Origin of the sequence: Gimesia sp. (genome assembly GCF_040219335.1) — a bacterium.
GTDB lineage: Bacteria > Planctomycetota > Planctomycetia > Planctomycetales > Planctomycetaceae > Gimesia.
This window is the reverse complement of the sequence record NZ_JAVJSQ010000004.1, coordinates 659,389-684,681: the sequence shown is the minus strand read 5'-3', so window position 1 is coordinate 684,681 and position 25,293 is coordinate 659,389. Positions and strand designations below refer to the sequence as shown.

Annotated in this window: 17 protein-coding genes and 1 other RNA gene; 9 read left to right on the top strand and 9 right to left on the bottom strand. The window is 49.2% G+C overall.

Translation table 11 applies throughout. From position 1 onward, the window contains the following. Positions 1-14: 14 nt before the first annotated feature. From RID21_RS03805 to RID21_RS03785, 5 genes are all read right to left on the bottom strand, one after another. A complete protein-coding gene (locus RID21_RS03805; RefSeq protein ID WP_350187244.1) occupies positions 15-3,293 on the bottom strand; it encodes a type I restriction endonuclease subunit R in 3,279 nt (1,092 codons plus the stop codon). Further along, on the bottom strand, positions 3,293-4,285 hold the full coding sequence (locus tag RID21_RS03800; protein WP_350187243.1) for a protein NO VEIN domain-containing protein: 993 nt from the start codon (positions 4,283-4,285) through the stop codon (positions 3,293-3,295). Before RID21_RS03800 ends, RID21_RS03805 begins: the two co-directional genes overlap by 1 nt. Before the next feature lie 95 nt (positions 4,286-4,380). Beyond that, positions 4,381-6,054, bottom strand: a complete 1,674-nt coding sequence (locus RID21_RS03795; protein ID WP_350187242.1) for a DUF6946 family protein — start codon at positions 6,052-6,054, stop codon at positions 4,381-4,383. Next, positions 6,051-7,184 (bottom strand): restriction endonuclease subunit S, encoded by a 1,134-nt coding sequence (locus RID21_RS03790; RefSeq protein ID WP_350187241.1) that lies wholly within the window; start codon positions 7,182-7,184, stop codon positions 6,051-6,053. Before RID21_RS03790 ends, RID21_RS03795 begins: the two co-directional genes overlap by 4 nt. Further along, a complete protein-coding gene (locus RID21_RS03785; protein WP_350187240.1) occupies positions 7,181-8,758 on the bottom strand; it encodes a type I restriction-modification system subunit M in 1,578 nt (525 codons plus the stop codon). Before RID21_RS03785 ends, RID21_RS03790 begins: the two co-directional genes overlap by 4 nt. Positions 8,759-9,879: 1,121 nt before the next feature. Between RID21_RS03785 and RID21_RS03780 the strand changes: the two genes are divergently transcribed. From RID21_RS03780 to RID21_RS03765, 4 genes are all read left to right on the top strand, one after another. Beyond that, on the top strand, positions 9,880-11,502 hold the full coding sequence (locus RID21_RS03780; RefSeq protein ID WP_350187239.1) for a hypothetical protein: 1,623 nt from the start codon (positions 9,880-9,882) through the stop codon (positions 11,500-11,502). A 488-nt stretch (positions 11,503-11,990) separates the two neighbouring features. Further along, complete coding sequence (locus RID21_RS03775; protein ID WP_350187238.1) at positions 11,991-12,842, top strand: hypothetical protein; 852 nt, start codon at positions 11,991-11,993, stop codon at positions 12,840-12,842. A gap of 949 nt (positions 12,843-13,791) precedes the next feature. Then, positions 13,792-14,601, top strand: a complete 810-nt coding sequence (locus RID21_RS03770; RefSeq protein ID WP_350187237.1) for a hypothetical protein — start codon at positions 13,792-13,794, stop codon at positions 14,599-14,601. A 245-nt stretch (positions 14,602-14,846) separates the two neighbouring features. Continuing rightward, complete coding sequence (locus RID21_RS03765) at positions 14,847-16,004, top strand: hypothetical protein (protein WP_350187236.1); 1,158 nt, start codon at positions 14,847-14,849, stop codon at positions 16,002-16,004. A gap of 403 nt (positions 16,005-16,407) precedes the next feature. Here RID21_RS03765 and RID21_RS03760 read toward each other — a convergent pair whose 3' ends face one another. Beyond that, on the bottom strand, positions 16,408-16,644 hold the full coding sequence (locus RID21_RS03760) for a hypothetical protein (RefSeq protein ID WP_350187235.1): 237 nt from the start codon (positions 16,642-16,644) through the stop codon (positions 16,408-16,410). A 449-nt stretch (positions 16,645-17,093) separates the two neighbouring features. Here RID21_RS03760 and RID21_RS03755 point away from each other — a divergent pair, with 449 nt between their 5' ends. Further along, the gene (locus RID21_RS03755; RefSeq protein WP_350187234.1) at positions 17,094-18,002 is read left to right on the top strand and encodes a restriction endonuclease; all 909 of its coding nucleotides are present in this window, start codon (positions 17,094-17,096) and stop codon (positions 18,000-18,002) included. Positions 18,003-18,151: 149 nt separating this feature from the next. Here the strand turns inward: RID21_RS03755 and RID21_RS03750 are convergent, their stop codons facing one another. Beyond that, positions 18,152-18,712, bottom strand: a complete 561-nt coding sequence (locus RID21_RS03750) for a hypothetical protein (protein WP_350187233.1) — start codon at positions 18,710-18,712, stop codon at positions 18,152-18,154. 178 nt (positions 18,713-18,890) lie between these two features. Between RID21_RS03750 and RID21_RS03745 the strand changes: the two genes are divergently transcribed. After that, a complete protein-coding gene (locus RID21_RS03745; protein ID WP_278441185.1) occupies positions 18,891-19,112 on the top strand; it encodes a plasmid mobilization protein in 222 nt (73 codons plus the stop codon). Between the two features lie 689 nt (positions 19,113-19,801). Continuing rightward, positions 19,802-21,124, top strand: a complete 1,323-nt coding sequence (locus RID21_RS03740) for a reverse transcriptase domain-containing protein (protein WP_350187232.1) — start codon at positions 19,802-19,804, stop codon at positions 21,122-21,124. A gap of 356 nt (positions 21,125-21,480) precedes the next feature. Here RID21_RS03740 and RID21_RS03735 read toward each other — a convergent pair whose 3' ends face one another. Continuing rightward, positions 21,481-23,115, bottom strand: a complete 1,635-nt coding sequence (locus RID21_RS03735; RefSeq protein WP_350187231.1) for a hypothetical protein — start codon at positions 23,113-23,115, stop codon at positions 21,481-21,483. A gap of 27 nt (positions 23,116-23,142) precedes the next feature. Here RID21_RS03735 and RID21_RS03730 point away from each other — a divergent pair, with 27 nt between their 5' ends. Next, positions 23,143-23,364: a hypothetical protein gene (locus RID21_RS03730; RefSeq protein WP_350187230.1), complete on the top strand. Its 222-nt coding sequence runs from the start codon at positions 23,143-23,145 to the stop codon at positions 23,362-23,364. A 135-nt stretch (positions 23,365-23,499) separates the two neighbouring features. Here the strand turns inward: RID21_RS03730 and ssrA are convergent. Beyond that, positions 23,500-23,856: a transfer-messenger RNA gene (ssrA, locus tag RID21_RS03725) on the bottom strand. Positions 23,857-24,217: 361 nt separating this feature from the next. On the opposite strand from ssrA, the gene RID21_RS03720 reads away from it, so the two are divergent. After that, a complete protein-coding gene (locus tag RID21_RS03720) occupies positions 24,218-25,279 on the top strand; it encodes an alpha/beta hydrolase family protein (RefSeq protein ID WP_350187229.1) in 1,062 nt (353 codons plus the stop codon). Positions 25,280-25,293: the final 14 nt, after the last annotated feature.

Sequence of the window (25,293 nt, the reverse complement as noted above, 5' to 3'; positions counted from 1 at the left end):
CTTGCCTTTGCAACCTATTTCGATGCGTAAATGCTTTGCCCCTCACCCTGGTAACTATCAAAGATGTGCTGATAGACCATATCACACTTCTGATTATAGATTTCGGGTGTGTAAGCCCGCGGGAGTTGGTCGAGCTCGGTTTTGACAGTGCTGTAGACTCCGGCCCGACTGCGTTGTTTCTTTCTCCAGTCGAGTACCAGCTTGGCTTCCTTCAGGGTCTGGAGTAATGATCGGGCAACTTTTTTGACCTCTTCCTTTTCTTTTTCCGTCATGTCGATTTCCGGCTTAGTCAAGATATCGAACAGGGCCAGCTCTTCCTCGGTCAGTTGTTCCGAAACACCACGTTGTTCCTCTTCACTCAGTTCTTTGACAAAAGAGACCAATTTCGCGAAGAAACCGTTGACATCAAGTCCCTGGTTGTAGTCGTCGATCAACTTTTTGAACTTCTCCATCAAATCGGTACGGGTCCGATTCAGCGTGACCATGTTTTTCAACTTATCACCCACAGCCTGCTTCAACTTTTCGGCTTCAGTACGTTTGCGACCTTTCTCGAAGTGAGCTTTCAGGGCCTCAAAGTCAATCTGGCTCAGGTCAATCAGCGACGTTGTTTCAGTCGCATGAATTACATAGCCCTTAGTGGCGATCGAGTCGTCCAGCAGCTCATCGACCTGATCCATAATGTCGTCGATATTTGCTTCCGGCGTGAAATTACGGATCTTATCGGCCAGGACGGACAGCAGGCTTTTAGTGGGGGCGAATTCATTAGCAGAGGGATCAGGCAGAATCGCTTTGTAGAGCCGCACAACCTGATTGGAATGTGATAAAAACTGCTTCTTCAGGTCGTCGTTGACGATCACCTGTTCGACCGCATCATCGAGTTCGTTTTCAGTCTGTTTATCGACCAGACTGGATGCAGCATCATCCAGAAAGGCGATTTTCTGGAATCCGTCGGCCTTGAGGATGCCGTCGATGTCGACGCCGCGATCTTTACAGAAATCGACTGCTTCGGCGATGGCCAGTCGTAGTTCTTCGACCAGTTCTTCTTTTTTCTGAATGGGCGTTTCGCCTGGTTTGACTCCGCCCCCTGAGGACGATCCGTAAATGGCCAGTGCCTTTTGCAGGTTTCGGAAGACACCGACGTAGTCCACGATCAGGCCGTTGTTCTTTTCACCGAAGACGCGATTGGCCCGGGCAATGGTCTGCATCAACGTGTGGTTCTTCATCGGTTTATCGAGATAGATCGTTGACACTGACGGTGAATCGAAACCAGTCAGCCACATAGCACAGACAAAGACCAGGCGGAATGGATCATCTGCGTCCTTAAACTTCGTCTCCATATCCTCCTTGACCATTCGCAGTCGATGAGGCTCGATGTCGAGTCCTTTTTCCTTAAACAGTTCGACTTCGTTCTGCTGCTGGGAGACGATCACAGCCATGTCGGTCTCCTCCATGTAGGCGATCTGGTCTTTCAACTCCTTCTGTTTCTGAAGTTGGTAACGCTCAGACGTCTCCGCAGTCATCGAAATGTCTTGAGTATTGCCGGTAGACGGCATCGCCCCTTCCAAGGCCGCCAGTTCCGCCTTCAGACCGCCCAGGTACGCCTTCCAGTACTTCTGGACCTTATCGTACATCTTTACCGCGGTCACTTTGTCGATACAGATCACCATACCTTTTCCAGCAGCGTGATCACTGCCGCCACGACGCCCCATGAAGTGGGTCACGATGTCTTCAGCGACCTTTTCCAGTCGCTCATCACGGGTGATCAGGTGATATTCGCGGGCGAACTCAAGTTCGAGTTTTTTCTTCTGCTCTTCGTCCAGTTCAGCGGCTTCAATCAGAGCTTCCAGATCGTCTTTGAAATTTTCATTGGCCAGTTGCAATTCGGGGATCCGGTTCTCGTAGAACAGCGGAACCGTGGCCCCATCCTCGATTGATTGCTGAAAGTTGTAGATACTGACGTAATCGCCAAAGACATCCTTTGTCTTCTCTTCACCTGCCATCAGCGGCGTCCCGGTGAAGCCGATGAAAGCTGCGTTGGGAAGGGCGTTCCGCATGTTCAGGGCCAGCGTGTCGTACTGACTGCGGTGGGCTTCATCGGTCATCACGATGATATTGTCGCGAGTTGAAAGCTCAGGGTAGGTTTCCCCCTTCTTGGTGCCAAACTTCTGGATCAGCGTGAAGATGAACCGATGGTCTTCAGTCAGCAGCTGTTTCAGGTGGGCACCGCTTTCAGCCTGGCAGTCTTCGGTAACAATGCCGGTACTGGCGAAGTTTTTATAGATCTGCGAATCGAGATCGTTACGGTCGGTAATGACCAGGAATGTCCAGTTGCCGGGGACCTTCCGTAATACCTTCTGTGAAAAGAATCCCATTGAGAAACTCTTACCGCTGCCTTGGGTGTGCCAGAATACCCCCAATCGACCCTGGTTCTGTTTGATCTCCTGCATCGCGTGGACGGCATTATTCACGCCCAGGAACTGGTGGTTCTTGGCGACAATCTTGATCAAACCACCCTTACCGTCATCGAACAGAGTAAAGTTTTCGACCAGATCAAGAAGCCGATGCTTTTCACAGGTTCCGCGAATCACGGTTTCCAGTGAAATGACGCCTTTTTCACCTTCACTGTTGATCCGTTTCCAGTCGGAAAAGTGTTCCCAGCCAGAGGTGATGCTTCCGACTTTCGCCTGAGAACCGTTGGAGAGAATGATCAGGGCGTTGAACCAGAACAACTGTGGAACGGTCGACTTGTAGTCCTTAAGGTTGTTCTTGTATGCGTGCTCGATCTTACCATGGCTTTTTTTCAGTTCGATGAAGACCAAAGGTAAGCCGTTGATGAAGCCGACCAGATCTGCCCGGCGTTTATAGATGCTGCCTGAAACCCAGAATTGAGATGCCAGGAAGAAGTCGTTCTTTTCCGGATTCTTCCAGTCAATGATGCGGACCGTTTCGTCGACTTCTTCGCCTTCGTCATTCTCGAATGTGACTTTAATGCCGTCTTTGAGTAGCTTGTAGACCTCACGATTGGCCTGGGCCAGTCCCATTGCTCCACGATCCTGGGCCAGGACTTCCATCGCCAGGTCGATGGCATCCGATTCCAACTCTGGGTTGAGCTTTTCGAGTGCTACCCGCAGCTTGTCTGGAAGGATGACTTCTTCCGTGGTTTGTCTGCCGTAGGTCGAATCGCTGCTGCCGAATTTTTCGTGCCAGCAGTTGGCGGACTCGTAGCCCAGCTCTTCAAACAGAGCGATCGCGGGTTGTTCGACCAGGGTGTCCTCGGAGAAGTCGGTGCTCATCAATTCTCATCCTCTAATCGGCAATTCGCCGAGACAATTTCGCTGATGAGTAATACACGGTCAACATTGTCCCTCCAGTCATTGGTTTCCTGGCTGAATCGAAAAATGGAAAGAGTCGGAGACGTGATTGCGTTCGTCACTATGCACAAGTGATACGAAGTACGATGCTCTAACATCTTGATGTACTCGTTCGGAGTCAGCCCAATCGACAGCTCTGGGCCTGATAGCCCTTTGACTTCCAACCGAAGGAATCGCTTTTCCATCCTGGCTTCGAGATCCCAGCCCACATTGTCACGTTCGACCGACGTCACGTTGTATTTAAGTTCAGTAAAGTGCTTCGAGACTTCCTTAATCGCGGCCTTTTCAACCTGTTGACGCAGGAAAACATCCGGTTGAACAGGGGGCTTTAGAGGAGGTGAATTGGGGGCTCCACCACGAATTACGTTCAAGACTTCCTGGCGAACATTGCGATGGTACTGATTCGACGGATCGTCTGCGTACCAAAGGTTCGATTGCCCCATTTTCCCTGGGCCGTGTTGGGGAACCTCAATCGTGCGTTCAAACGGTCGTAGCAGAACCGCATCATTTTCATCCGCATAGGTAACATATCCGACCTGAAAATCGCCGTACGTTCGATTGGCACCCTCGGGTGGGTCCTGTGGCTGCTTCAGCACAGTGGCGTTTTTGTACCAACCAACAACGTATGCCCCGCCCTCTGGTGCTGTGGCAACCCAAACGACGATGACATTGGACAGAGATTGATCCGATGATTTTCCGCCAATACGTTTCAGGTTGATTGTGGCGAAGTCCTCGTTGACCATGTCAATTTTCAGTTCGACGCCTTTCTTTCGACGACCTGGCATCACCCAGCCATAGACCATTCCATCGAAGGGCAAGTAATTATATGCCTCAAAACCAAAGCCATGTTCCTCAACGAATGCACCGCCACGTTTAATGGTGTCAGACGACGTGACACCGCGATAACGGTCCATCCATCCGATCCGGAAGAATACCATTCGCGTGTCGAATGGATTACGTATTTGCGTTGATGGTCCAACCGGTGCGTGTTCGGAGAAACCGGTACTCATCAATCTACTCCGATTTCTGATATTGAATAAGATTCAAACTCGAAGAGTGGTTCGCCACCTTTTAATACTGTTTTCAACTGTTCAGACGTCGCTTCGCATTTAGGTTCATTGCGAATCAATTCGTATGCGGCACTCGGAACGGTCACGATCTCGACAACATAGAATGGAAACTTCTTGGGCTTGCCCAGCTTTCCCCACAGAGTTGTGAGTGCAGACTTTATCGCATCAGTCGATGCGGATTGTGGGTCAGGAGATGGCTTGAAAAGAAAGTAAGCCAGGCGAGGCCGGTATCCAGTTGCAGCGGCGGATGCCGCACGGTGAAGCATTTGGTAGATAACTTCGCGGAAGTCTTCAGCCTTCAGCGATTTTTTTGCAAGTACCTTCAGGATGAGTTCCAGCCATCCGTTAAGCACCGCCGGACCATTGGTCACCTTAGAGAGCCATGTTTGGACGTCGTCATACATGGGCTCAGTCCACTTTGCTTCAATTGCCAAGGCATCCGATCCCGACTTAAGCATGATGTCCGTATGGGACTTTGTCCGACTGTTTGCGGGCGAACTTACCTTGTATTCCAGGAACAGCTGTCGTTCTTGCGGCATCCCAAGCTGGTCAACGATTGCATTGAACATGGTCGGGTTGTGCATCAAAAGAGACAACATTGGTATTGTTGACCGTGTTGGAGAATTGAACTCGCCAGCCGAATAATTTCCAATTACCTGCGAAATCTGTTGGATCGAATTAAGTTCTCCGTGAAAATACGCAACTCCGAGTCCCTCATCAGTCACGACTGTCTCGGGATCGCAGATCCAGCCCTCAAGAGTGTCCGCTTGCTTCGGGATTCCGTACCCTGAATCTTGTTTGCTATAAGCCCACGCCGCCTGTATCGCACTGAGCACTGAATCCAGTGTGTCGCCGGTAAAATCGTTAACGCATTGACGTGCTTGCTCATCCGTCATCCGCACGGTGAAACCGTAACGGTCAACAAATGATGGCCTGCAATTGTTTTTGTCGTGGCCACGAATCGCTGAGACAATATCACACCGTGCGAATTCAGCGTACTCATCTGCCTTTTCAGGATCATCACTTTTGTATCCCGGTTTGCGACTCGTCCATTTACGGGCGACCAAAGCAGGATACGCCTCAATCACGATCTTCGTTGCTTCGTCCACGGGGCGTACAGGTAAAACCGACACATCTGACTCTCGAAGACGCCATGAGCCCTCGAAGAACATCTTTCCGACCGGCGTATGGTCTAAAGTCATCGGACTATGGGCGTCCGTCATCGAGTCGATAACCCGTTTGATGTGCTTCTGCCCGTCAGGCTTGTCTGCCTTGTATTGCACTAACGCATCTTCAAATCCTGCTTTGCCCAGGTCTTTAATATGCTCAACATAGTCACTCCACGAGGTGACAGGCCATTCCAGATCCTCCAGCAGTTGCGAAGGTTGACCAAAGGGAAAGTCGACGCCGCCGATCCAAGGCCCATCTGTGTTGTTTAACCAGTCTTCAAAACGTGAGAAATCACCCTTTTCACAATTGAGTTCCTCGAAGTCGTCAACGGTTAAAACGTTGTTTTGAAAAGTGCATTTTGCCAGCAAGAGCCTTTTCTTCTTCCGGGCTTGGGAACCGGCAGCGTCGGGAGCACTGGTGAAATCGAGTCCATAAACCTTCATGCCGTCGTCTCCTCCATTGCCTCGGTGGCCATTCCTACATCAATGTCGAGGTCTTCGACGTCGAGATTGCCGGAGATCAGCTTGGGGAGCAGAAGGTCGCGGGTTGTTCGGAGGTTTCTATTTCGCGACCGGAGTGAGCGAGTGAGTGAAAAAATTGGTGCGATTTGCTGGGTAAACGAATCCAGCAAGTCATTTTCTGGTATGAGAAACGGATTCGAATATGCTTGATTACGATTAAGTCCGGGGACCGCGGCGTCACTGTTTAGGAATTGCTGTGACAAAAGAAGATTGAAGTACACATAGTGAAGTGGCAAATCTGACTTCACGTAGAACGCTGTATCAATCGGGTAGAACGAGACATCTGACCAAAATACGCTGCCAACATTACCCTTTCTACCAACGACAATCCCAGGCCCCGCTGAAAGAAATTCGTCGTGATATCCAACGATTCCGCCAGATCCGTAGACAGCAACATCGCCACCTTTGCGGTCAGCCTTCTTGAGTGCCTTTCCATAGGGCAGTTCAATAGCATCTCCAAGTTTCTTCACCTCCCAGCCTTCCGGGATCTGTCCAAGTGGTGAATCGACGAGCTTGACGTGTTCGTGGCCGGGGAAGCGGAAGTGGACGAACCATTCCCGGTAAATCGCCTGAGCCATCTCTTCCAGAATGGCAATCCGACGCGTGTTGTTCTCAATCAGATCGTCGTACGCCGACAGAATCGACGCGATCTTGTGTTGGGTGGGGAGGCCAGGAAACAATACCGGCAACTTATGGATATGGTTGCGATTAAGAGTCGGGTTGGATGCTCCACAGTCGTATTGCTCAAAGCCCATGCATTGGACAAAGAAGTAGGCAAACTTCGGGTCATTTCCATGGAAGTCTTTTACCCAAAGCGTTGTGTCATGTGGCCAGAAATCACTATCCACGTAAAACGCAGTGCCCAAAGTTCCTTTTCGCCCAATAATAACACCGGGGCCATTTACTTTGAATTCTTTATGATGGCTTTTAATTCCAGAAGATGAAACAACAGGGTAAGGACCATCTTCCTGTTCTTTCTTGGTGATATCGAATCCACGCTGAAAGGTAAGCTGTTCGCCAAGAGGTGTCTCGGTCCAATCGGTGGCAGTCATCTGAGGGCTTCCTCTAATAATTTGGCTACATTATTCGCAATCCGTTCTTCGAGTTCACTGGCTTCGCTGTTCAGCACCTCCAGCTCTTCGTTGAGTTCTTCCAGTCGCTCGGCAAAGACAAAGTCGTCTTCCTCACGATCGGCTATGCCGACATAGCGACCTGGATTTAGACTCCAGCCCTGTTCTTCAATTTCGGCCAGTGTCGCTACTTTGCAAAGCCCTGGAATATCGACGTATTCCAGATTGGAGAACGTAGCCTTCAGATCAGGCTCCTCACCGGGGACTTCTTCGTCATCGCCCGCGATGAACTCCGGCTTTTCGCTCCGATACAGTCGCACGATGTTGGCCAGGTACTCGATCTGCTTGGGGCTAAACTTGCGGTGAGCCCGGTCGACCTGCTTGAACGTATGTCGGGCGTCTATGAATAACACTTTATCTTCCCGGTCGGTGCCCGCCTTACCTTTGTCGAGAAACCAGAGCGTGCAGGGGAGCGTAACGGTGTAGAAGAAGTTGGGACCGATGGCGACCATCACATCGACAGCGTTTTCCTGTAGCAGCTGCTTGCGGATCTCCATCTCCGACTGCCGGGCATCGGCGGCACTGTTGGCCATGACGAAACCGGCCCGGCCTTTGTCACTAAGCGAACTGTAGAACAGCTGGATCCACAGATAGTTGGCGTTGTCAGCCCGTGGCATGCCAAACGGGAAGCGGGGATCGTCTTTAATCTTCTCTTTGTCTACCTTATCCACGTTGAACGGAGGATTGGCCATGACGAAATCGAACTTATCCAGCGACTCGTGCGGGTCTTCATAATAACTGTTCCCCAGCCGGACATCGCCCGACATCGCGTGCACGGCCAGGTTCATCAGGCAGAGCTGGCGGGTTTCAGTGACTCGCTCCAGACCATAACAGGAAATCTCATCCGACGGCCTTTTATTGTGTGCTTTGATGAAGTCGGCACTCTGGGCGAACATACCGCCCGATCCGCAGGCCGGGTCGTAAATGCGACCATGATACGGTTCGATGATTTCGACGATCAGCTTGACCAGGGAGGTCGGCGTGAAAAACTCGCCCCCTTTCTGTCCCTCGGCCATGGCGAAGTTGCCCAGGAAGTACTCGTAGATCTTACCGAATACATCCCCTTCGGCATCGACGTCCAGCTGGGAGAAGTTCTTCAGCAGCGAGATCAATGTTGAATTTTCGATCTTGGTGTATGTTTTGGGTAGGACACCTTTAAGGTCTTCGTTTTCGGCTTCAACGGCTTTCATCGCCGCATTGATCGCCTTCCCGATATTGTCGCCTTCAGTCAGGTCGAGCAGGTGAGAGAACCGGGCTTCGGGCGGCAGGTACATCACGCCTTTGGCCTGGTAGTCCTCCTTGCCTATCTGTCGGCGACCGGAACCTTTGCCCTCCAGTTCATGTTCGGCCTGACTGAACCGGAAATCGGCATATCGTAGGAAGATCAGCCCCAGTACAGGAGTGGAGTATTCGCTGGACCGCAGGTTGGAGTTCGCCCGGAATTCATCCGCTGCATCCCACAGTCGTCGTTCAGTTTCTGAGTTGTTATTTGCCATCGCTTCCTGCGTCTATTGTTCTGTTGTCATCTTGGTTGCCGTGTCGCCCGTCTGGCGACCGAATAGACAAAGGCTTACAGATCCTTTCTCCGAAACAGCCGGTAGGTGTTCAGCGGATGGAGAACGTCGTAACATCTGTCCCCCAAAGGTTAACAAAGACTACAACAGAATGCCACTATTAAGGTTACTACGACGGGCGGAACTCGGTCAGGGCGAAGAGATTCCAGGAATTTTAAAATCTGGAATTTAAACAATGTTCCCGGGTATGAGCTCTGGTTCTCCGGCCAGCTTCGCTACATCGAAATTTTCATCAAATAAGCAGGCAGTCACGGAGTTTTAAATTATGGGGTAAATCAGACTCCTCACGAAGTTTTTTTCTCTCTTATATAGCCCCTGCACACCCCCCACACACCTCACAAATTCTTTCCAGATCCTGTTACCGCTCTCCCCTGAAACCTCATTCTGAATGCCGCTTGAGAAAATTCTGACAATTCCGTGTTACGCCCCCGCGATAGGTATTGGGTGAGTCAGGAAAAAATGGTCTATGTAACCCGACACGCCCAACACGGCTGTCACAGCAGGCCAGGAAACCTGAGTGGAAACCCGAGTAACACGTAAATGTAAGGAGGAGCCAGGCAAAGCACATCAATCGGTGTCGATCACCATTACGGTCAGATCGGCGTCGAGCCCGTTGAGCTGACGGGCAGGCGAGGTGGTGAGGTCCATGCGGCCCGGACAACACCAAAAGTCGAACAACGAATCAATTATTCGCGTGAAGACACTCGCCAGGGCCCAATCCTGGCACCGGCATCAATAAAACTGGGATGTCATGTGACAGGCGGCTTGAGATTCGACACAAGGCCGGAGCTCTTGCCAAATGTGATTACGATTCATAACGAATCACTACTCGGGTCGCCTCGTTGGCGACGACAGCTTCCGGGTCTCTAAGGAGGGAAGGACCAGTTTGTCAGTGATGATTGGCCATTGGGGCCAACACACAATCCCACAACTCAATCATAAAGGTGCAACTGATGATGATTACAGCGAACGCAGATTCGTTTTATTGTGCATGGTGTGCCGGGTGTGTGGGGACAAAACAATCCTTCGTGGAGAAAACTATTATGATTACTAATAATTTAAATGAGGTAAAATATGATTCAAATAATACCAGCGGCGTAACAGGCCGCACGCAGGTGTATTGGCATGACGAGTCGCCAGCCTGGGAAAACTTCGAGGCTCTCGGCAGGGCTCTGGCCAGGTCGGGGGACTTGTTCCGTCAGCCTGGTCACGATGGTGGATTGTTTCTGGTCAAGCCTGATGGCACGCCCAGAAGCATAACCAAGGGCAAACAGCTTTCCGCTGTGATTGCCGATCGCATTGATCTGCATCGGTTTCTCAATGGAAAGCAGAAGCCCAGTCGGATCTCCGCAGGGACTCTGGAAGAAATGCTTAATACAGAAGCATTTCTCTCTCGTTTTGTCTCTGTAGATCGAATTTCATCGCAACCTGAGTATCTGCCAGAATTCACATTGACGAATCCCGGTTACAACGACGGTGGTGTTGGACATCGAGTGTTCTTCGTTGGTGAATCTCCAGAAGTGTCCGATTCAATGGAACGGATCAACACGTTCCTGGATGTGATGGATTTCCATACGCAGGCTGACCGGGCGAATGCGGTTGCCGGATTACTGACGGTCTTACTCAGGCATCATTGGCCTGGTGCTAAGCCGATTATCCTGGCGACGGCATCGAAGAGCCACAGTGGTAAGGATACCGTTCTGGACTTTATCGCGGGGATGACGCCTAAGACTTCGGTCAGCTGGGAGCCAGCGGACTGGGCGACTCAGAAGGCAATCATCGCCAGTCTCAATACGGATCCTTTACTGGGAATGATTCGGCTTGAGAATGCCCGTGTGAATGGCAGATCGAAGATTGCTTCGGCTTTTGTCGAGCGATTCGTAACGGATCCATCGCCGACGCTGTTCTCCCCCGGGGGCAGGGCGGAACCACGACGGATTCGAAACGAGATCGTGATGTCGATGTCGACGAACTTCGGGGTGTTGTCAGAGGACTTGTTGAACCGGGGACTCCCGATTCACCTGAAGCCGAACGGCAGCATCACAGACCGTCGCAGTGATATCGGTAATCCACGTCACCAGTATCTGCCCCGTTATCGAGAGGAGATTGCCGCTGAAGCTTACGGCATGATCGCTCGCTGGCGGGCAGTCGGAAAGCCGCTGGATAAATCCAAGTACCACCCCTGTACGGGGTGGGCTCATGTGATCGGTGGCATCCTTATGGTCAACGGTATTGAGGGCTTTCTCGATAATTATGCTGACCGTCGTGTGGCTGACGATCCAATTCGCAGTAGCATCGCGGTTCTGGGGTCGCACTTATTAGACAAGTGTTTGCCCATCAGCGATGTCGTGGCTGAAGTCGGTCGACTGGGACTTATTGATCCTCTCATTCCGAAGAATGAACGGAGTTCATACGAAGCTCAAAAGCGGGGCCTGGGCAAAGTGCTGAGTGCTCATGTGGATGAGAAATTCGTAGTACTTTCTGAGGATGAGGAAGATCAACGCGTCGAGTTCCGACTAGAGAAAGTGCGAAGACGATTCGAAGATGGAAAAGCCACATATCGTTATGGCTTCTTCATGGTCGAAGATTCGGAATCAGGAGTTGCCGACGGTCCCGATGATCAGGATGACATCGTGATCAGCCAGGATCATCCTAAGATCGCCTGATGCTGAGATCGCATTGCCAATAACTCAGATCATAATCTGAGTGCATCTGCTGGCCCGTCGGCTGCGTTCAATCGCGGTCGGCGGGCTTTTTCATTTGTATCCCACAAAAGAAATCCAAGTTTTGGCTGTCATCAATCGGGGCCTTGTTTGCATGACATGAGTTGCCAGAATTTACTGGAATTTTAGGGTTGTTGCACGAGCATCATGATAAAGCTTGCGGGCATCTGGGAAATGCGGTCGAAAAGCATCGGCTTGGGACAAAACAAAGGGACCATTTCCTCCGTCACATCAACCTGGAAAGTGTCAAGGCTGACGCGACGGCGGAATGAAGGGGAACTAGGTGGAGCATTTTTATGTGTATCCTGCTTGTTGCTTGCAGGCCACTAGACTTTTAACCGCACAAATGTGTAGATTGGGAAACTCATACGATATTTGAGTACGAAAGAAACATAAACAATCTTCTTTTTTCATAGCTGAGTTAAATTTTCATGGTCAAACTTAACGACGATCCTATCCAAGCCGACGATATCAAAGATTTCGTGAACAATACCTCAGACTTTGGTTTCGAACTCAATATTCTCTCAAAGTTGACTTCCCTCAATATTGAATGTCAACACAGTGGTTCTTATTCAGATCCTGTAACCAATAAACCTCGTCAGTTCGATATCAGATCTCGAATGACTCGCATGAAATACACAGTCAAAATGGCGATCGAGTGTAAAAATCTCCGAAGTAACTTTCCTCTTCTGATCATGAGGATACCGAGAACTGAAAATGAAAGTTTCCATGAGGTTATTCATTCTCATAGAATTGACCATGGTTCGCCAGGAAGACGCCTTCGCATTAAAGGTTACCACAGCCTTTATTCAGTAGGAGATTATGTAGGTAAATCATGCTCCCAAGTCGGACGTACTACCCAGAATAAAGACATCACTGGAAATGATGCAGAAGTCTATGATAAATGGTCGCAGGCTATTCATTCATCATATGATTTAGTTAACGATTCTTGTGATGACTGGCGAGCTACAACAACCAAAAATAGCTACACATTAGTCTTGCCAGTATTAGTCGTTCCCAATAATCGGCTGTGGATTATGGATTATTCCTCTGACGGAAAACCGCAAGGTGATCCAAGAGAAGTTGATAGGGCATCCATTTTTATTGACCAGATGATTAAAACAAGAAAGAAGGCATTCGGCTTATCTGCCACAATTTCACATCTTGAGGTAATGACTGAAATTGGTTTATTTCAATTCTGTGAAAGTTTCTTCGACGGAAACTTGATAAATAAGGTTTTCTCTGAGGATGGCTTAGAATTTGCTCAGTTACTAGAGAGTTAAAATAATCCCCAAAGGGTGATTAAAGGTCAATCAAAAAAGAAGTGCCCGAGACCTTCCGATAATTCAATGAGGTTAGCATGGGCATTATGAATGCGGACCAGAGTGCATACGCGATTTATTTTGAACATTGTCTACTACGCTATAAAGCAGACAGTCTAAAGAATTTCATATGGATTCTCTGTCGTCAATGAGATGGAATCAGTTAATGATTATCCGGATGGGATCGTGACCAACCAGAGCTTTCCCTTTCCTATGTGTGAGGGCCCGTTTACATGGGGCCCGCCTCCAGTCAATGTGGTTGACGGCCTTTTCTGGCTCTGGGTACCGGCACCTTTTAGTCGTGTTACGCTCCAGCGATCTGTATTTGTAGTTTCGAAGTGGTTTTCACTTAATAACTGACAAACCGCTTGTGTATCCTCTCGCCTCACTCGGAATTCATTATTGGTTTCGAGTGAGGTTATTTTGTATCCCCACCATTCGGTGCCAGGGCGACATTCAGAAGAGGAAGCTTCGTGAAACCACCCCGTGTTACGCAGTCGCGATAGATATGGATGAATCAAGTCGGAATGATTTCCCAAGTCAGGAACTAACTTGCAAAACTTGTCAGATTAGTCGTTTCTACTCTCACTTAGAGAGTATGTCAGGCCGGATGAAATCCGGGCCTGAGACAAGACTCGCAAAGAATTGAATCAGTGTTCCTTCGAAGGAGAATTCAGTTCAACCGGCTTTGATTCAATGTAAGACCACCGCGGAACATTTACTTCACGAATCGAGGCAGTAAAATGAAACTTCAAATCCGGATTTTAAGATGCTTTCAATGTGCGATTTCATCTTCTGTATGCGTGGGCGACTTGTCGCCACACATACTCTCTAGGGAGAGTAGAAACGATTTACTTGACAACTTTGTCAGGTTAAGTCCCCATAATTTCAGTTCGAAGGGGGCATGATCATGGAATCGCAGAAACCCAAAAGCACCATTGATTTCAAACTAACACCGAAGGCCAAGTCGACTTCTCTCTTATTACTTCGACATTGTATTCTCGACAAGATGCCCCAGAATTACGGCAGTACCGATCTGGCGAAAGCTCAGGTTCTGTTGAATGCCTATCGGTATCAATACTACAGGGCGATTACGGCCCAACCGGAGAATAGGCGAGCTTATACTTACGCCTTGAACTGCCCACCGTGTGGGTTTAACGCTCTTCCGAAGACGAAGACCTGTAAGAATCCGAAGGTGTGCCCCTGGTGCTTTGTGAGACTTCGGTTGGTAAAGGCCTACCGGGCGTTACTGGCAGTGCCAGTATCGGAACGTGAGGGGTATCAGGTTGTTGCATGGGGACGTGTTACTTTAAACGATGGAAAATTACCATTTCTGCGATCTAATTATGGTCCTCATACCTGGTGTGATGCCTTGGTAACCGTCCAGATGGTTGTACCGTTCGTGAACGAGAATGTTCTACAAGGTCAGTCCAAGGTCCAGCTATGCCATTCTGGAATTCAGATCATTCCCAAAGACTGTAAAATCTCCAAAGAGCTAAACAGGTACTGCATTCGTCCAGCTCTTAAGGGAAAAGTATTCGGAAAAGTCACGCATGACAACATCATTAAAGCCATGGTGGCTGTGCTCCGGCTTGAGTGGATGGCACTTTACCGTCCACACAATCTGGATGCGTTTGAGAACCTGGTTAATGGATATAAGAGATCACAGTTGATCCGTATCAGCCCATATAAGGCTGATACAGCCGACACGGCGGTTTGACCTGGTTCCAGCTTAGATAACTCCCAAGCCGCCGCAGACTCGTCTGCAGGCGGCTTTTTCACGTTCCTGGCAGCAGTCTCAAGTCACCTTTGATTTACTGCTGGCGATTCCCTCACAGAAGCCAGTTTGTGTTACGCCGGTTCGATATGCATAGGGTGAGTCCCAGGAGCAATTCACAGGCCTTCTCGAAAGAAAGCAACTCTGGGATTTCTCAAGTATCCACAAACTGAAGCGGAGGAACATGAATGCCGGGTACAAAGTCAGTTAAACGCCATCAAAAGAAAAAGCGAAAGGAACTCAGGCGTCGTAAGCGTCAAAAACAGGATGCAGTTCGCAAGGATCAATGGAAACGAGGCAGTCGCTTCCCGAAATTCAAGGTCGCATCGGGTTGTACGGCAGCCCCTGAATTCACTGATGCGGTTTACTCTGCTGCCCAGAAAATCAACTTTGAAGATACCGAGTACTTCGACGATTTTGACCAAAAGACATGGAAACTTATGGCAAATTATGGTTTCCAACATATTGAAACATTACGCGAAATTGTGAACGAGGAACGTGCGGAAATTAACCTCAATGCTGGGGACGCCTGGCTACAGGAAGAACAAAATAGACTTTCGCAGGCTATCTACTCACTGATCCCTGAAAGCATTAAGAACCGGTTCATGCCTCACAATCACTTTATCATTCAGCCAAAAGATAAGATCATTTTTTTGAATTGTCAGAGAGTGATCTCTCAGAGGACCTTGCAGGGAAATATTCATTTTGGATTGAACTCTCCATCTCTTGAGGTTGCGGAGGGCACGAAGCATCTTGTTTTCACTACGCATGCTCTAGAGCGGGTCTGTGAGCGAATCGCTCCCAGATGGAGAACGCACGTTTCAGACCTGATGGATATTGTTCGATTTGTAGCGTACGTACCACGGATTGAATTGACAACTTTGCACGACAATCAACCTGCCGTTGTTCTCTTCAGGGCCTGCGGGAGTTCGATCTATTTCACGCACGAAGTGTATGTGGAAGGAATTCTGGGGAAGCAGGATTACGACTCAAGCCAGGACTACTTTGAGTATCGCCTGGGATATTGCCCAATTGTATTTGATGGTCAATATGCAGTAGCCAAGACATTCCTGCCACCTGGGTATAAAGGGACCCCTGAGTATGGACTGCTCCTCAATAGTGAGCTTCCGAAAACTGACAAGAATAAAATGCTTTCGCTCGTAAAGAATCATGTTCGAGATACTCAACGGGCTGAAGAATGGATGCCACTGGTGAAATGGTTTCATGAAAATGGCGTGCCACAGGTTCGGCCAAGGATTCAAAATAATCAGCAAATCCATAAATCGCGATTCGCTGAAATGGGTAGTTTACTCACCCCAACTGCCAGGTCCTGGCGAGATGAATAAGCGGAATGCATTTCAGGAAGACATAACCGATCGTGTGGTTCGTTTTCGGAAACAGACAAAATCCGTGTCGAACGGATACAATCATTTCAAAAATGCGTCATTACGGCGTCGACGATTACAAAAAGTCAAATTAAGGACCTTCCGTTTTTGTATACAGGGCTCAAAATGGTATAGGGTCAAAACTTCATTCGGTTGGTTCTGTGAATGACGTAAGAGAAACATATCGGTTACAAATGACTCGTGACTCTGGGAGTTGGTAACTTCTATTAGAACAAGAACTTCTTGCATTTGTGGAAGCCATCCAGCTTCAAGATGGAGGCCATGTCCACTGTCTTTTAAACCCCTCAGACAGCCGATCGGATAGATTGGTGCCGTCGTCTGACTGTTGGTTTTTTTCGATTCTTTAGTCTGACTGTATACCATGAATCCCCAGTTGCTGGCAAACAACGATGGTCGTTAGAGCAACATCACTTGGCCCGAAGGGCAGGGGCGTGATCTGCTGACCCGGGAGGCTCTCCAGCATCGCTGGAGCAGTCACCGGCTCCAGGCGGAGAATCTGGCTCGACAGGGAGGTGGCTGTAAACCGACTGTGATTATTGGAGAGGTTTTTGTAGGGGAGGGGATCGGAGCTCTCGCTCATGGCCAGCATCGCGATTGATGCTACGGCGGTCAGCTGCTTCTGAAACGACTCCGCGTGGTGACGTCGGGCTACACATTTTCAGGATCTGGTTACCGATGTTGTAACGATTCATGATCTACTTGATTCTGGCGTCTGGCTGGTGAAATAATTAAATTCCGGATTTTAAAATCATGGGCGTATTCAAATCACATTGAAGATCCCGCAGGCGATTAAACACGCGGTCGTTTTTTGATTATTGCGGTGTCTCGTTCTGTTTATTGTTGTGCTCAGACCAGCTAAGTGGGATATTGTTCAGAATAAAGCCATAAACGTAGTGATTTTGTTGTCGTGGCAGCAGTATCACAGCACTACATAACCTTGATTGTGAGTGTGGAGCGACAATACTGATTCCTGTGATAAGTGAACAAGGTCGAATCGCATCTCTTTCGAAATAGTAGACTGGGCCAGCCGTGACAATCCCCGACTTTCAAACCATTATGCTACCGCTTTTAAAACATATTTCTGATGGAAAAATACACACAGTTCGCATATTGAAAGATACCTTAGCGGATTATCTTGAGCTCTCTGATGAAGAGCGACAAAAGCTACTGCCCAGCGGACAGCAAACTGTTTTCCATAACCGTGTCGCCTGGGCCAAGACCTATATGGAGCGTGCTGGATTATTGGAAACGGTCACTCGAGGTCAATTCACAATAACAGACCGTGGTCGTGAAGTATTAAATTCCTCCGTAGATCGAATTGATCAATCATTCCTGCTCCAATTTGATGAGTTTAGAGACTTTAAGTCACGTGATAAAAATGATGATGAAGCTACTGCAGTCGAGAAGAAGGCTGAGATAGAGACACCAGAAGAAGCATTACAGACGGCATACAAGCAAATACGTGAAGATTTGGCAGCAGATTTAATTTACCAAGTGAAACGAATGACGCCGGTCTTTTTTGAAAAGCTTGTGCTGGATCTGATGCTTGCCATGGGATATGGAGGCTCTCAGGATACCGCAGGTTCATTAACCGTTGCCGGTGCCGATGAAGGAATTGATGGTGTTATAAATGAAGATCAGCTCGGGTTGGATATTGTTTACTTGCAGGCCAAAAGGTGGGAGAACCAGGTTGGACGCCCCGAGATTCAGAAGTTTGTAGGTGCCTTGCATGGTAAACGGGCCAGAAAGGGAGTGTTTCTGACGACCAGCACGTTCTCCCGTGATGCTCATCAATATGTTGAGACAATTGATCCTAAAGTTGTGTTGATAGATGGCAACCGTCTCGCCCAGCTTATGATCGACTTCAATGTCGGTGTGAGCACAGCTCAGTCGTATTTCATTAAGCGGATTGATTCCGATTATTTTATTGAAGATTGAGATTATACTTGTTGTTGGAATCTGCTGGGGAACTTCAATCTGTTCCGGCGTAACTGCGTTACCATCTTTCCGGAAAAGCCACAGCCGGGGCTACCATTCTTCGCAGACTTATGAAAACAGGCCATGGATTCTGTAATGTCTCCATGCTGTTAATTCAGGCCACACAATATCAGTGTCCGATTACCGATACCCGAATCGACCGCAACCGGTCTGGACCAGCCCGCCTTTCTCAGATCACGCGACACAATCCGCCCGGCCCAGTAGGCAACTTCTTTCTCATCATCCGTCGCCGAACAGTCTGAATCGCGTACAGGGTCAATGTCGATCAGCATTAAATGTCGACACAGAATGTCTGATTTCTCTGCTGGTTGGGCGTGCAAGCCCGGTTTCAGGCAGTTCTTCGCCCGGTTATGGCAAGATGGTGTGACTGGGTTCAAGCTGTAGAAGATCGCAGTGGCTTGGCCTGAGTGTTGCTTCACATCTTCCGCAAGCTTATTCAGATGATCCATGTCATAGAAACCGATGAGGTTTCGATTGGGGCGGAAATCCACCTCCTTGACGAAGACCTGGAAAATGCTCCCAGGGGCATGAACAAATTGCAGAAATTTTCTTGCACTGTAGTTGAGGCGGTTATGCTTCCTTTCGGTTTGGCTTGCAGGTCCATTATTGTGAGAAGCATGCGAATCGTATTCGCTCTCAGGTCTGGTCATCTTGAAAACCCTGAAACAAGTGGTGCGTGAGCCCACTCGTTGGGCCTTCCTAACGGAACTGGTGATTTTGCCGTTGACTGCTCAGGTTGAAATTGTATCATGAAAAACGAATTGGTCAACACACCCCATATGGGTGTTCTGGCCGCACGACAAACAATGATATATGAATGAGAATCCAATGGCAAAGAAGAAAAGTGCAACGACTGAGGAGAACGAGAAAGAAGTCTACCTGAAAGTCAAACTGACACCAAAGGAACGCAAACTCATCAAGATGGCAGCAGCCGAATGTGAAATGTCCATCAGCGACTTTATGCACGATGCGATCATGAACCGGGCCGAACAAGATACTATGAGATTCTACCAACGTGAAATGACACGAAAGAAATCACCAAAGAAGTAAGATCATTTTGAATCAATTTAAAATCCGGAATTTAAATTGAGAAGATCATGAGACCGAATGAAGACAAATGAAAACCAATGAGCCCCAATGAAGAGAAACGATAACTAATGTTTCCAGTTCCGCCTTATTCCTTCCCACTGACCTATTCAAGCCGGTCCACAAGATCCGCATCGGGAGTACATGACTACCGAGGAATAAATCAGCACCCCAACTCGAACAATTTCTCGGATACCGAGCTCTCCATCGAGAATTCGGTTCCACAAGAGAAATACAGTTTCTGAACAGGGGATGCAGGAAAGAACAAAGGCAATACCTGTTGATCCCGGAACCACTTTAACCCTAACAGAAGGAGGACAATTCATTCCCTGGATGGAGAGGGAAAAGATAAAACAACAATATTACACCACAGGTGACTCCATCTACTCTCGATCCGCATAGCCAATGAATGAAAACTACCAGGATCTGTTTCCGGTCATTTTTAATCTCTAGACCATGTGTTGATCCTTACTCTTATCTATGTTGGGCATGTCTAGGCCGGTCGAGGGGAAGCTGAAGACAGGAAGGTTCGGGCCAAGGCTCGCTTTCTTAATAAGTTCGGCTACCGCCGTAACCTCATTTTTTCAGCCGGGGCTGGGTAGACTTGCTCCGCCCCGGTTCTTAATTCATTCATTCCATGAAAGGCCCAACACATGCCCTATCAATCCATTTCCACACTACGCCACAATTACCTTCAACGAGATTATCTCGGTAACCGATCCGAACTCGTTGACCCCATCAAGTCGTACCACGAAGACCTCAACCAGTGGGCTCGCACCGCGAAAAAACGAATGCATGAACACTGCCAGTGCCTGCTAAAGGCTGCTGCTAATCCCAGGCTGCTGGCCGTTGCGATCAATAAAATTGGTCGGTATGAAATGCTCGGCGATATTGCAGAATTAGCTGATCCAAACTGGTTTCCCTGGGATCAACTGCGTAATTTGCAGAAAGAAGTTCTCAGTGGTAGCTTTCGACGGGGGAAATACCGCAAGGCTAAGATTCCCAAAATTGGCAAAGAGGGTTTCCGCACTATCGAGATTCCCGACGATTCGAGCCGCATCCTTTCCCGAAACCTATGCACGCTGCTTACACCGATGCTGGATCCGAATTTCTATGACCTGAGCATCGGCTTTCGTCCCAGTCGATCACTGGCTCACGGCATCGCCGCGGCGAAATTATTGGTGGATCAGGGGAAGCACCATATGGTCGTCTTCGACGTCAAGGACGCATTCGGATCAGTTCCCAAGGCTCGACTGCTTAAGATCCTGCGATCACGTCTCCACCAGTCCCCTGTCATAGGGTTGATCGAAGAACTTCTGGACCGAAAACGGAAGTGGGGAATTCCACAAGGACTAAGCCTGTCGCCGTTATGTTTAAACGTCTATCTGGATCACTACTTTGATCGCTGGTGGAACGAACAATTCCCTGGCACGACTCTTGTCCGCTATGCAGATGACATCGCGGTTTTCGCCGACACTGAACAAGACGCCGTCAACGCGTACGGTGCCATCTGCCAACGCCTTCAATCTGCTGCACTCCAGATTAAGGAACCCCAGCACGATGCCATCTTCGATCTAACCGACAATGATCACGTACAATGGCTCGGTTTCAGACTGAGGCTCATGAACGGCGATCTGAACGCAGTACTGGGGCATTTGGCCTGGGATAAGTTACAAGCTTCTCTGCTGGAGATCAGGGCCAGACTGAAGAAAAACAAAATCAGCCTGGATCATGATATGTCGCAATCTGGCTGCCAGTGGCTGGTCCAGAAAGCCCTGGCCATCAACGAAGATGCTCTCCCAACTGTAGCCGATCAGGTTCGCCAGATAGCGGCCCACGTTGGACTCAATATGACATCTCTGACTGCAGAAGAAGCCCACGGAGCATGGTCGCGAGGTCAGCAGTTCGGCAAACGTGCTGAAAAGGATGTAGCTGATTGGATGCAAAGTCAGGAAATCGCTGAAGTTGCAACATAGTAGTTTTTATTCTCTGTACGTCACTTAATCTCAATGGTCTTGGGTTTACCTGAACCAGCCGAACATTGAGATGTCAATCAGAGATTCCCGGGTAGGTCTGCAGTTGTTTGACCATGTTAAACAGCAGAGGGCATGCGTAGTTTTCAAGGGTATTGTCAGCTTCTTCGTTGGGCGGGCTTGGTTCGGGATTGGGATTCCATAGCTTGATGTTACCGTCAGGATGAATTGTAAATGTTCCATTCGAAGTTAGAGCTCAGTGGGACAAAGTTCCATTATTATTCTCTTGAAAGGAAGCTAAAGGAGAGAGAATTCACCGATTGCCCCAGGTTAGCTCGAATTACTTGCTGAAGTGACTGTCAGGTAGCTGGCGTAGTGACTTCGTCGAACATCGGCTGAAGAGCCTGACGATATTCTTTTTGGGCTTCGAAGAGATGGGCCCAGGGGCGATTCGAGTAGTGCTTATAAAGCAGCTTGTCGCCCTTGTGTGGGATTCCATGTGCCAATGCGACGCTGGCGATCACGGCCCGGTTCTGGTCACTGCCGAGCCAGTTGCTGAACTGATCCCGAAGGGTACCAAAGGGAAGTTTTGGTATCGCGTCCTTACCTTCCGCCTTAGCAACGCGTGTCCGCAGGCGGCTCCATTCATTTGAAAATGATGACTGGGCATTTCGGGATGAATCGCGATACAGATTTGCTCCTTTGTCCGTAAGCATGATTCGTTCGGACGACTTAAGATCCCGTTTAATTCGTCGCTGAAGATCTGATTTCCACCACTGAATCAATTGAACTGTTTCTGGCCACAACCACCACCAGCCGACTACGTCTGTCTTTGGCCGCAACAGTCCGCACCAGGAATCATTATTGTCGCTGGTGATCTTAAGGCCTTCATTTGTCCATGGATGGGGCTGATTCAGAAACAAGTCTTCCCATTCGACCCGTCCAATTTCTGCCGCACCATGGGCACAGTTGAGGCACCATACTATCTTGAGTCGCTGTGCAGGCAGAGCGTGCTTATATAAAAGTTTAAGGTGATCGACGCTGAATGTCTTAATTTCAATATCATGGATTGACCGTCGGTCTGAGGGCAATTTTTGGACCTTGGTCTCGATCAGGTCAAAATCTTCAGGTCGACGCCAGGCAAACTTGTCTGAGGTGTGGAGCCAGATAAAGAATCTCTTGAGTTCACCGATGTGACTGGAGCAGTGCTTTTTGGAAAGTGGTTTGTTGGTTCTCAGGTTCAGCGGACGATTTCTCCAGAAGTCATAAATTTCCTGGCAATGCGTAAAGTCCAGTATTGCCAGGGGCAAGTTAGGTTGTCTTTTCTGAAAGTTCTCAATCATACCGAGCATGTAGTGGCCGCTACCGTCAAACTCACCAGCTTTGGTAAAGTGTGCTTTTCTATACTTGGAGTATTCTTTGAGGGCCTGATGAAAGGTTCCTGAAATAAGCGGGATCTTCGTTTCGGGGGACTTCTGTGAACGGACCTTTGCTGTTGTCGCGATTGCCTCTCTGGCTGTCTGTTCATGGAACTGGGCCGTTTCTTCAACTTGACGCTGCGACATGGTCCATGGCACGGATGGATAGGCTTCCGTCAGTCGGTTCAGCAGCTTGAACGCATCCTGCCAGCGTAAATCACCAGTCGTTGGTGGGTGCGACTCAGGAGGCCCCGAAAACAGCTGGGCAATATGTCCAAAGCGGTAATCAATGCGGTCTTCCTGATAGATGGATTTCAGCAGTTCGGGGAGCGGCGGAAGGGGGACTGGTTGAATGCCTTTTTTGATTTGTTCGGCAATCCACAGGGCCAGGGGGGACCATTCAGTTTCAGTTTCCCCTCTTGTCACACCACCATTTAGTCCGCTGCTGCCGAAAGGTGGCCACCGGTGAGACGATAACCCCTGTTCGGAGTCGCTGACAGAGGTTTCTGCAGTCTGTTGCCATTTTCGGAAACGCTTCGCTTCATCCTCCAGGGCAAATTCTGGGAGAGTTTCCACGATTCCTGGGGTGATGAAAACTTGAGTGTGTTGGAATCGCTCATGGTCATTCCACAGCTCCCGAAGCCGCGAAATACGCGTCTCTACTTCCTGGTGGATAAGATCACGGGGAAATCGCCACCGCTTCCCTTGAAGGAAAAAACGTTCCCCCTTGGTTTCGCCGTTTCGGCCCGATTTCTGACGGTTGTGCCGCCGCGTGATCTTTCCGTTGGGCTGGCTGATTTCGACCTCCGAAGCTCTATCCACTAACGTCTAATTGGACCCAGGAAACCGCTTAATTGGACCTCTAATTGGACCTATTTAACGCTGAAAAGCTTTGAAAATCAAGGAAATGGCCGTAAATCAATAAAAAAGGCCAACTTGCGAATTCTCGCAAATTGGCCAAATTGGAGGCGGCGGGAATTGAACCCGCGTCCTGTGAACCCTCAGCTAGAGCCTCTACGTGCGTATTTTATCGTTTGAGTCTCGTTTCTTCGGGCACGACAAACAAAGCCTTTCGGAAACCAGTCCACCACGGATCTCGCATCAGACGGAGCGGACATTGATCTGATGCCAGTCTGATTTTGTGACCAGCCTTCGGACTCCTCAGACAGGGATTCCTAAGCCGGGGTTGCTATATTAAGCAGCCATTGAAAATTGCTTGTTTGCAATTAGATTGTGATCAGCTTTTAACGTGGCCAACTGATCAACCACGGCACGCCACCCTAACATACGGCGAACCAGTCGAATCCGATCGCCCCCGTAAGCAGGAGTACGTAATTACTACGTCAAATCCTGTCGGAAAGATGAACTCTTTTTGAGAATTTCTTTCCGATCTACTCTTATTATTATCAGCCGCGGTGCGGGAGTCAATTTACTATCTTTCCCGAAAACGCTGATATTAAATAATTTAGTGAAATTCCAAGTCTGGTCTTGAACTTTGATTCTCGAACTCCAGACAAAAAACGTTTTCCAATGACCGGGACAGGTGCTCCCGGTTAAGGCAGAATCGGTCTACTGTTTCCGGTGCTTTTGGCGTAGAATAGTCTCAGCCTCCCGAGACTCTCACGGAGGAGAATCTTTCCCGTATTTTCATGTCAAAAATCAGGAAGTTAGACTGACAATGCCGATTCCACAAAACTTAAAACTGCATCGTCGAGCATGGAGTATGCTCTGGGGAGTTCTGGGCTTCCTGGCCCTGATGTCGACTGCTGTGCAGGCTGAATCCAAACCGATGGAACCTCTGTATGTGGACATTCCAGAGCAGGGGGAGGTTCGCTTTGAAACGACAAGCAAAGAAGATCGGGTTCCCGAGCGGTTTCACCTCGATCCGCATACGTTTCCTTTCCAGTGCCAGTTCAAACGGATGAGTGGTCCGGTCAAAGTGTATGATGTCAGCTTTCCTTCACCTGTGAAGACAGAAGTGAAAGAAAACAATACCGTCCACGGTCATTACTATCAGCCAGAGGGAGAGGGGCCTTTCCCAGCATGTGTCTGTCTGCATATTCTGGGCGGAGGTTTTGAACTGTCAGAAATGTCAGCTAACGCTCTCGCCCGACAGGGGATTGCAGCACTGACCATCAAAATGCCTTACTATGCCCAGCGTCGGGGAACCGGCGAATTCAGTGGCAGACGCATGATTTCATTCGTGCCGGAACATACCGCAGCAGGGATGACTCAAGCCGTGCTGGATATCCGTCGCGCGGCAGCCTGGCTGGCCAGTCGGGAAGAAGTCGATGCAGACCGCCTGGGAGTGACCGGGATCAGCCTGGGAGGAATCATGTCTGCCTTGTCCTCTGAAGCGGAGCCGCGGTTTTCCAAAGTCGCGATTTACCTTGGCGGAGGAAATCTGGCGCTGGGAATCTGGGAGAATCCGCATCCGCATGCCCGGTTGTTCCGCAAGCAGTGGCTGGAACACGGGGGCACGTTTGAGTCATTTGTGAAAATCATGTCACCCGTCGATCCGCATACTTACGGACACCTGTTGAAAGACCGGGATGTGCTGATGGTGGCTGCCAGACACGACGAGATTCTGCCTCCGTCAACAGCGGTGGCACTCTGGGAATCGATTGGGAAACAGCCCGAACTGGTCTGGCTGGACGCGGGACACATTTCTGCTGCCTTGTATATCTTTGGCGAGACTCAGCGGCTGACGACGTTTTTCTCGAACTGGGAAAAGAAGTAAGTCAGACTTTTGAC

Coding starts and splice junctions, on each gene's coding strand:
- RID21_RS03805 (WP_350187244.1), bottom strand. CDS start 3,293: ATGAGCACCGACTTCTCCGAGGACACCCTGGTCGAACAACCCGCGATC.
- RID21_RS03800 (WP_350187243.1), bottom strand. CDS start 4,285: ATGGACCGTTATCGCGGTGTCACGTCGTCTGACACCATTAAACGTGGC.
- RID21_RS03795 (WP_350187242.1), bottom strand. CDS start 6,054: ATGAAGGTTTATGGACTCGATTTCACCAGTGCTCCCGACGCTGCCGGT.
- RID21_RS03790 (WP_350187241.1), bottom strand. CDS start 7,184: ATGACTGCCACCGATTGGACCGAGACACCTCTTGGCGAACAGCTTACC.
- RID21_RS03785 (WP_350187240.1), bottom strand. CDS start 8,758: ATGGCAAATAACAACTCAGAAACTGAACGACGACTGTGGGATGCAGCG.
- RID21_RS03780 (WP_350187239.1), top strand. CDS start 9,880: ATGATTACTAATAATTTAAATGAGGTAAAATATGATTCAAATAATACC.
- RID21_RS03775 (WP_350187238.1), top strand. CDS start 11,991: ATGGTCAAACTTAACGACGATCCTATCCAAGCCGACGATATCAAAGAT.
- RID21_RS03770 (WP_350187237.1), top strand. CDS start 13,792: ATGGAATCGCAGAAACCCAAAAGCACCATTGATTTCAAACTAACACCG.
- RID21_RS03765 (WP_350187236.1), top strand. CDS start 14,847: ATGCCGGGTACAAAGTCAGTTAAACGCCATCAAAAGAAAAAGCGAAAG.
- RID21_RS03760 (WP_350187235.1), bottom strand. CDS start 16,644: ATGAGCGAGAGCTCCGATCCCCTCCCCTACAAAAACCTCTCCAATAAT.
- RID21_RS03750 (WP_350187233.1), bottom strand. CDS start 18,712: ATGACCAGACCTGAGAGCGAATACGATTCGCATGCTTCTCACAATAAT.
- RID21_RS03745 (WP_278441185.1), top strand. CDS start 18,891: ATGGCAAAGAAGAAAAGTGCAACGACTGAGGAGAACGAGAAAGAAGTC.
- RID21_RS03740 (WP_350187232.1), top strand. CDS start 19,802: ATGCCCTATCAATCCATTTCCACACTACGCCACAATTACCTTCAACGA.
- RID21_RS03720 (WP_350187229.1), top strand. CDS start 24,218: ATGCCGATTCCACAAAACTTAAAACTGCATCGTCGAGCATGGAGTATG.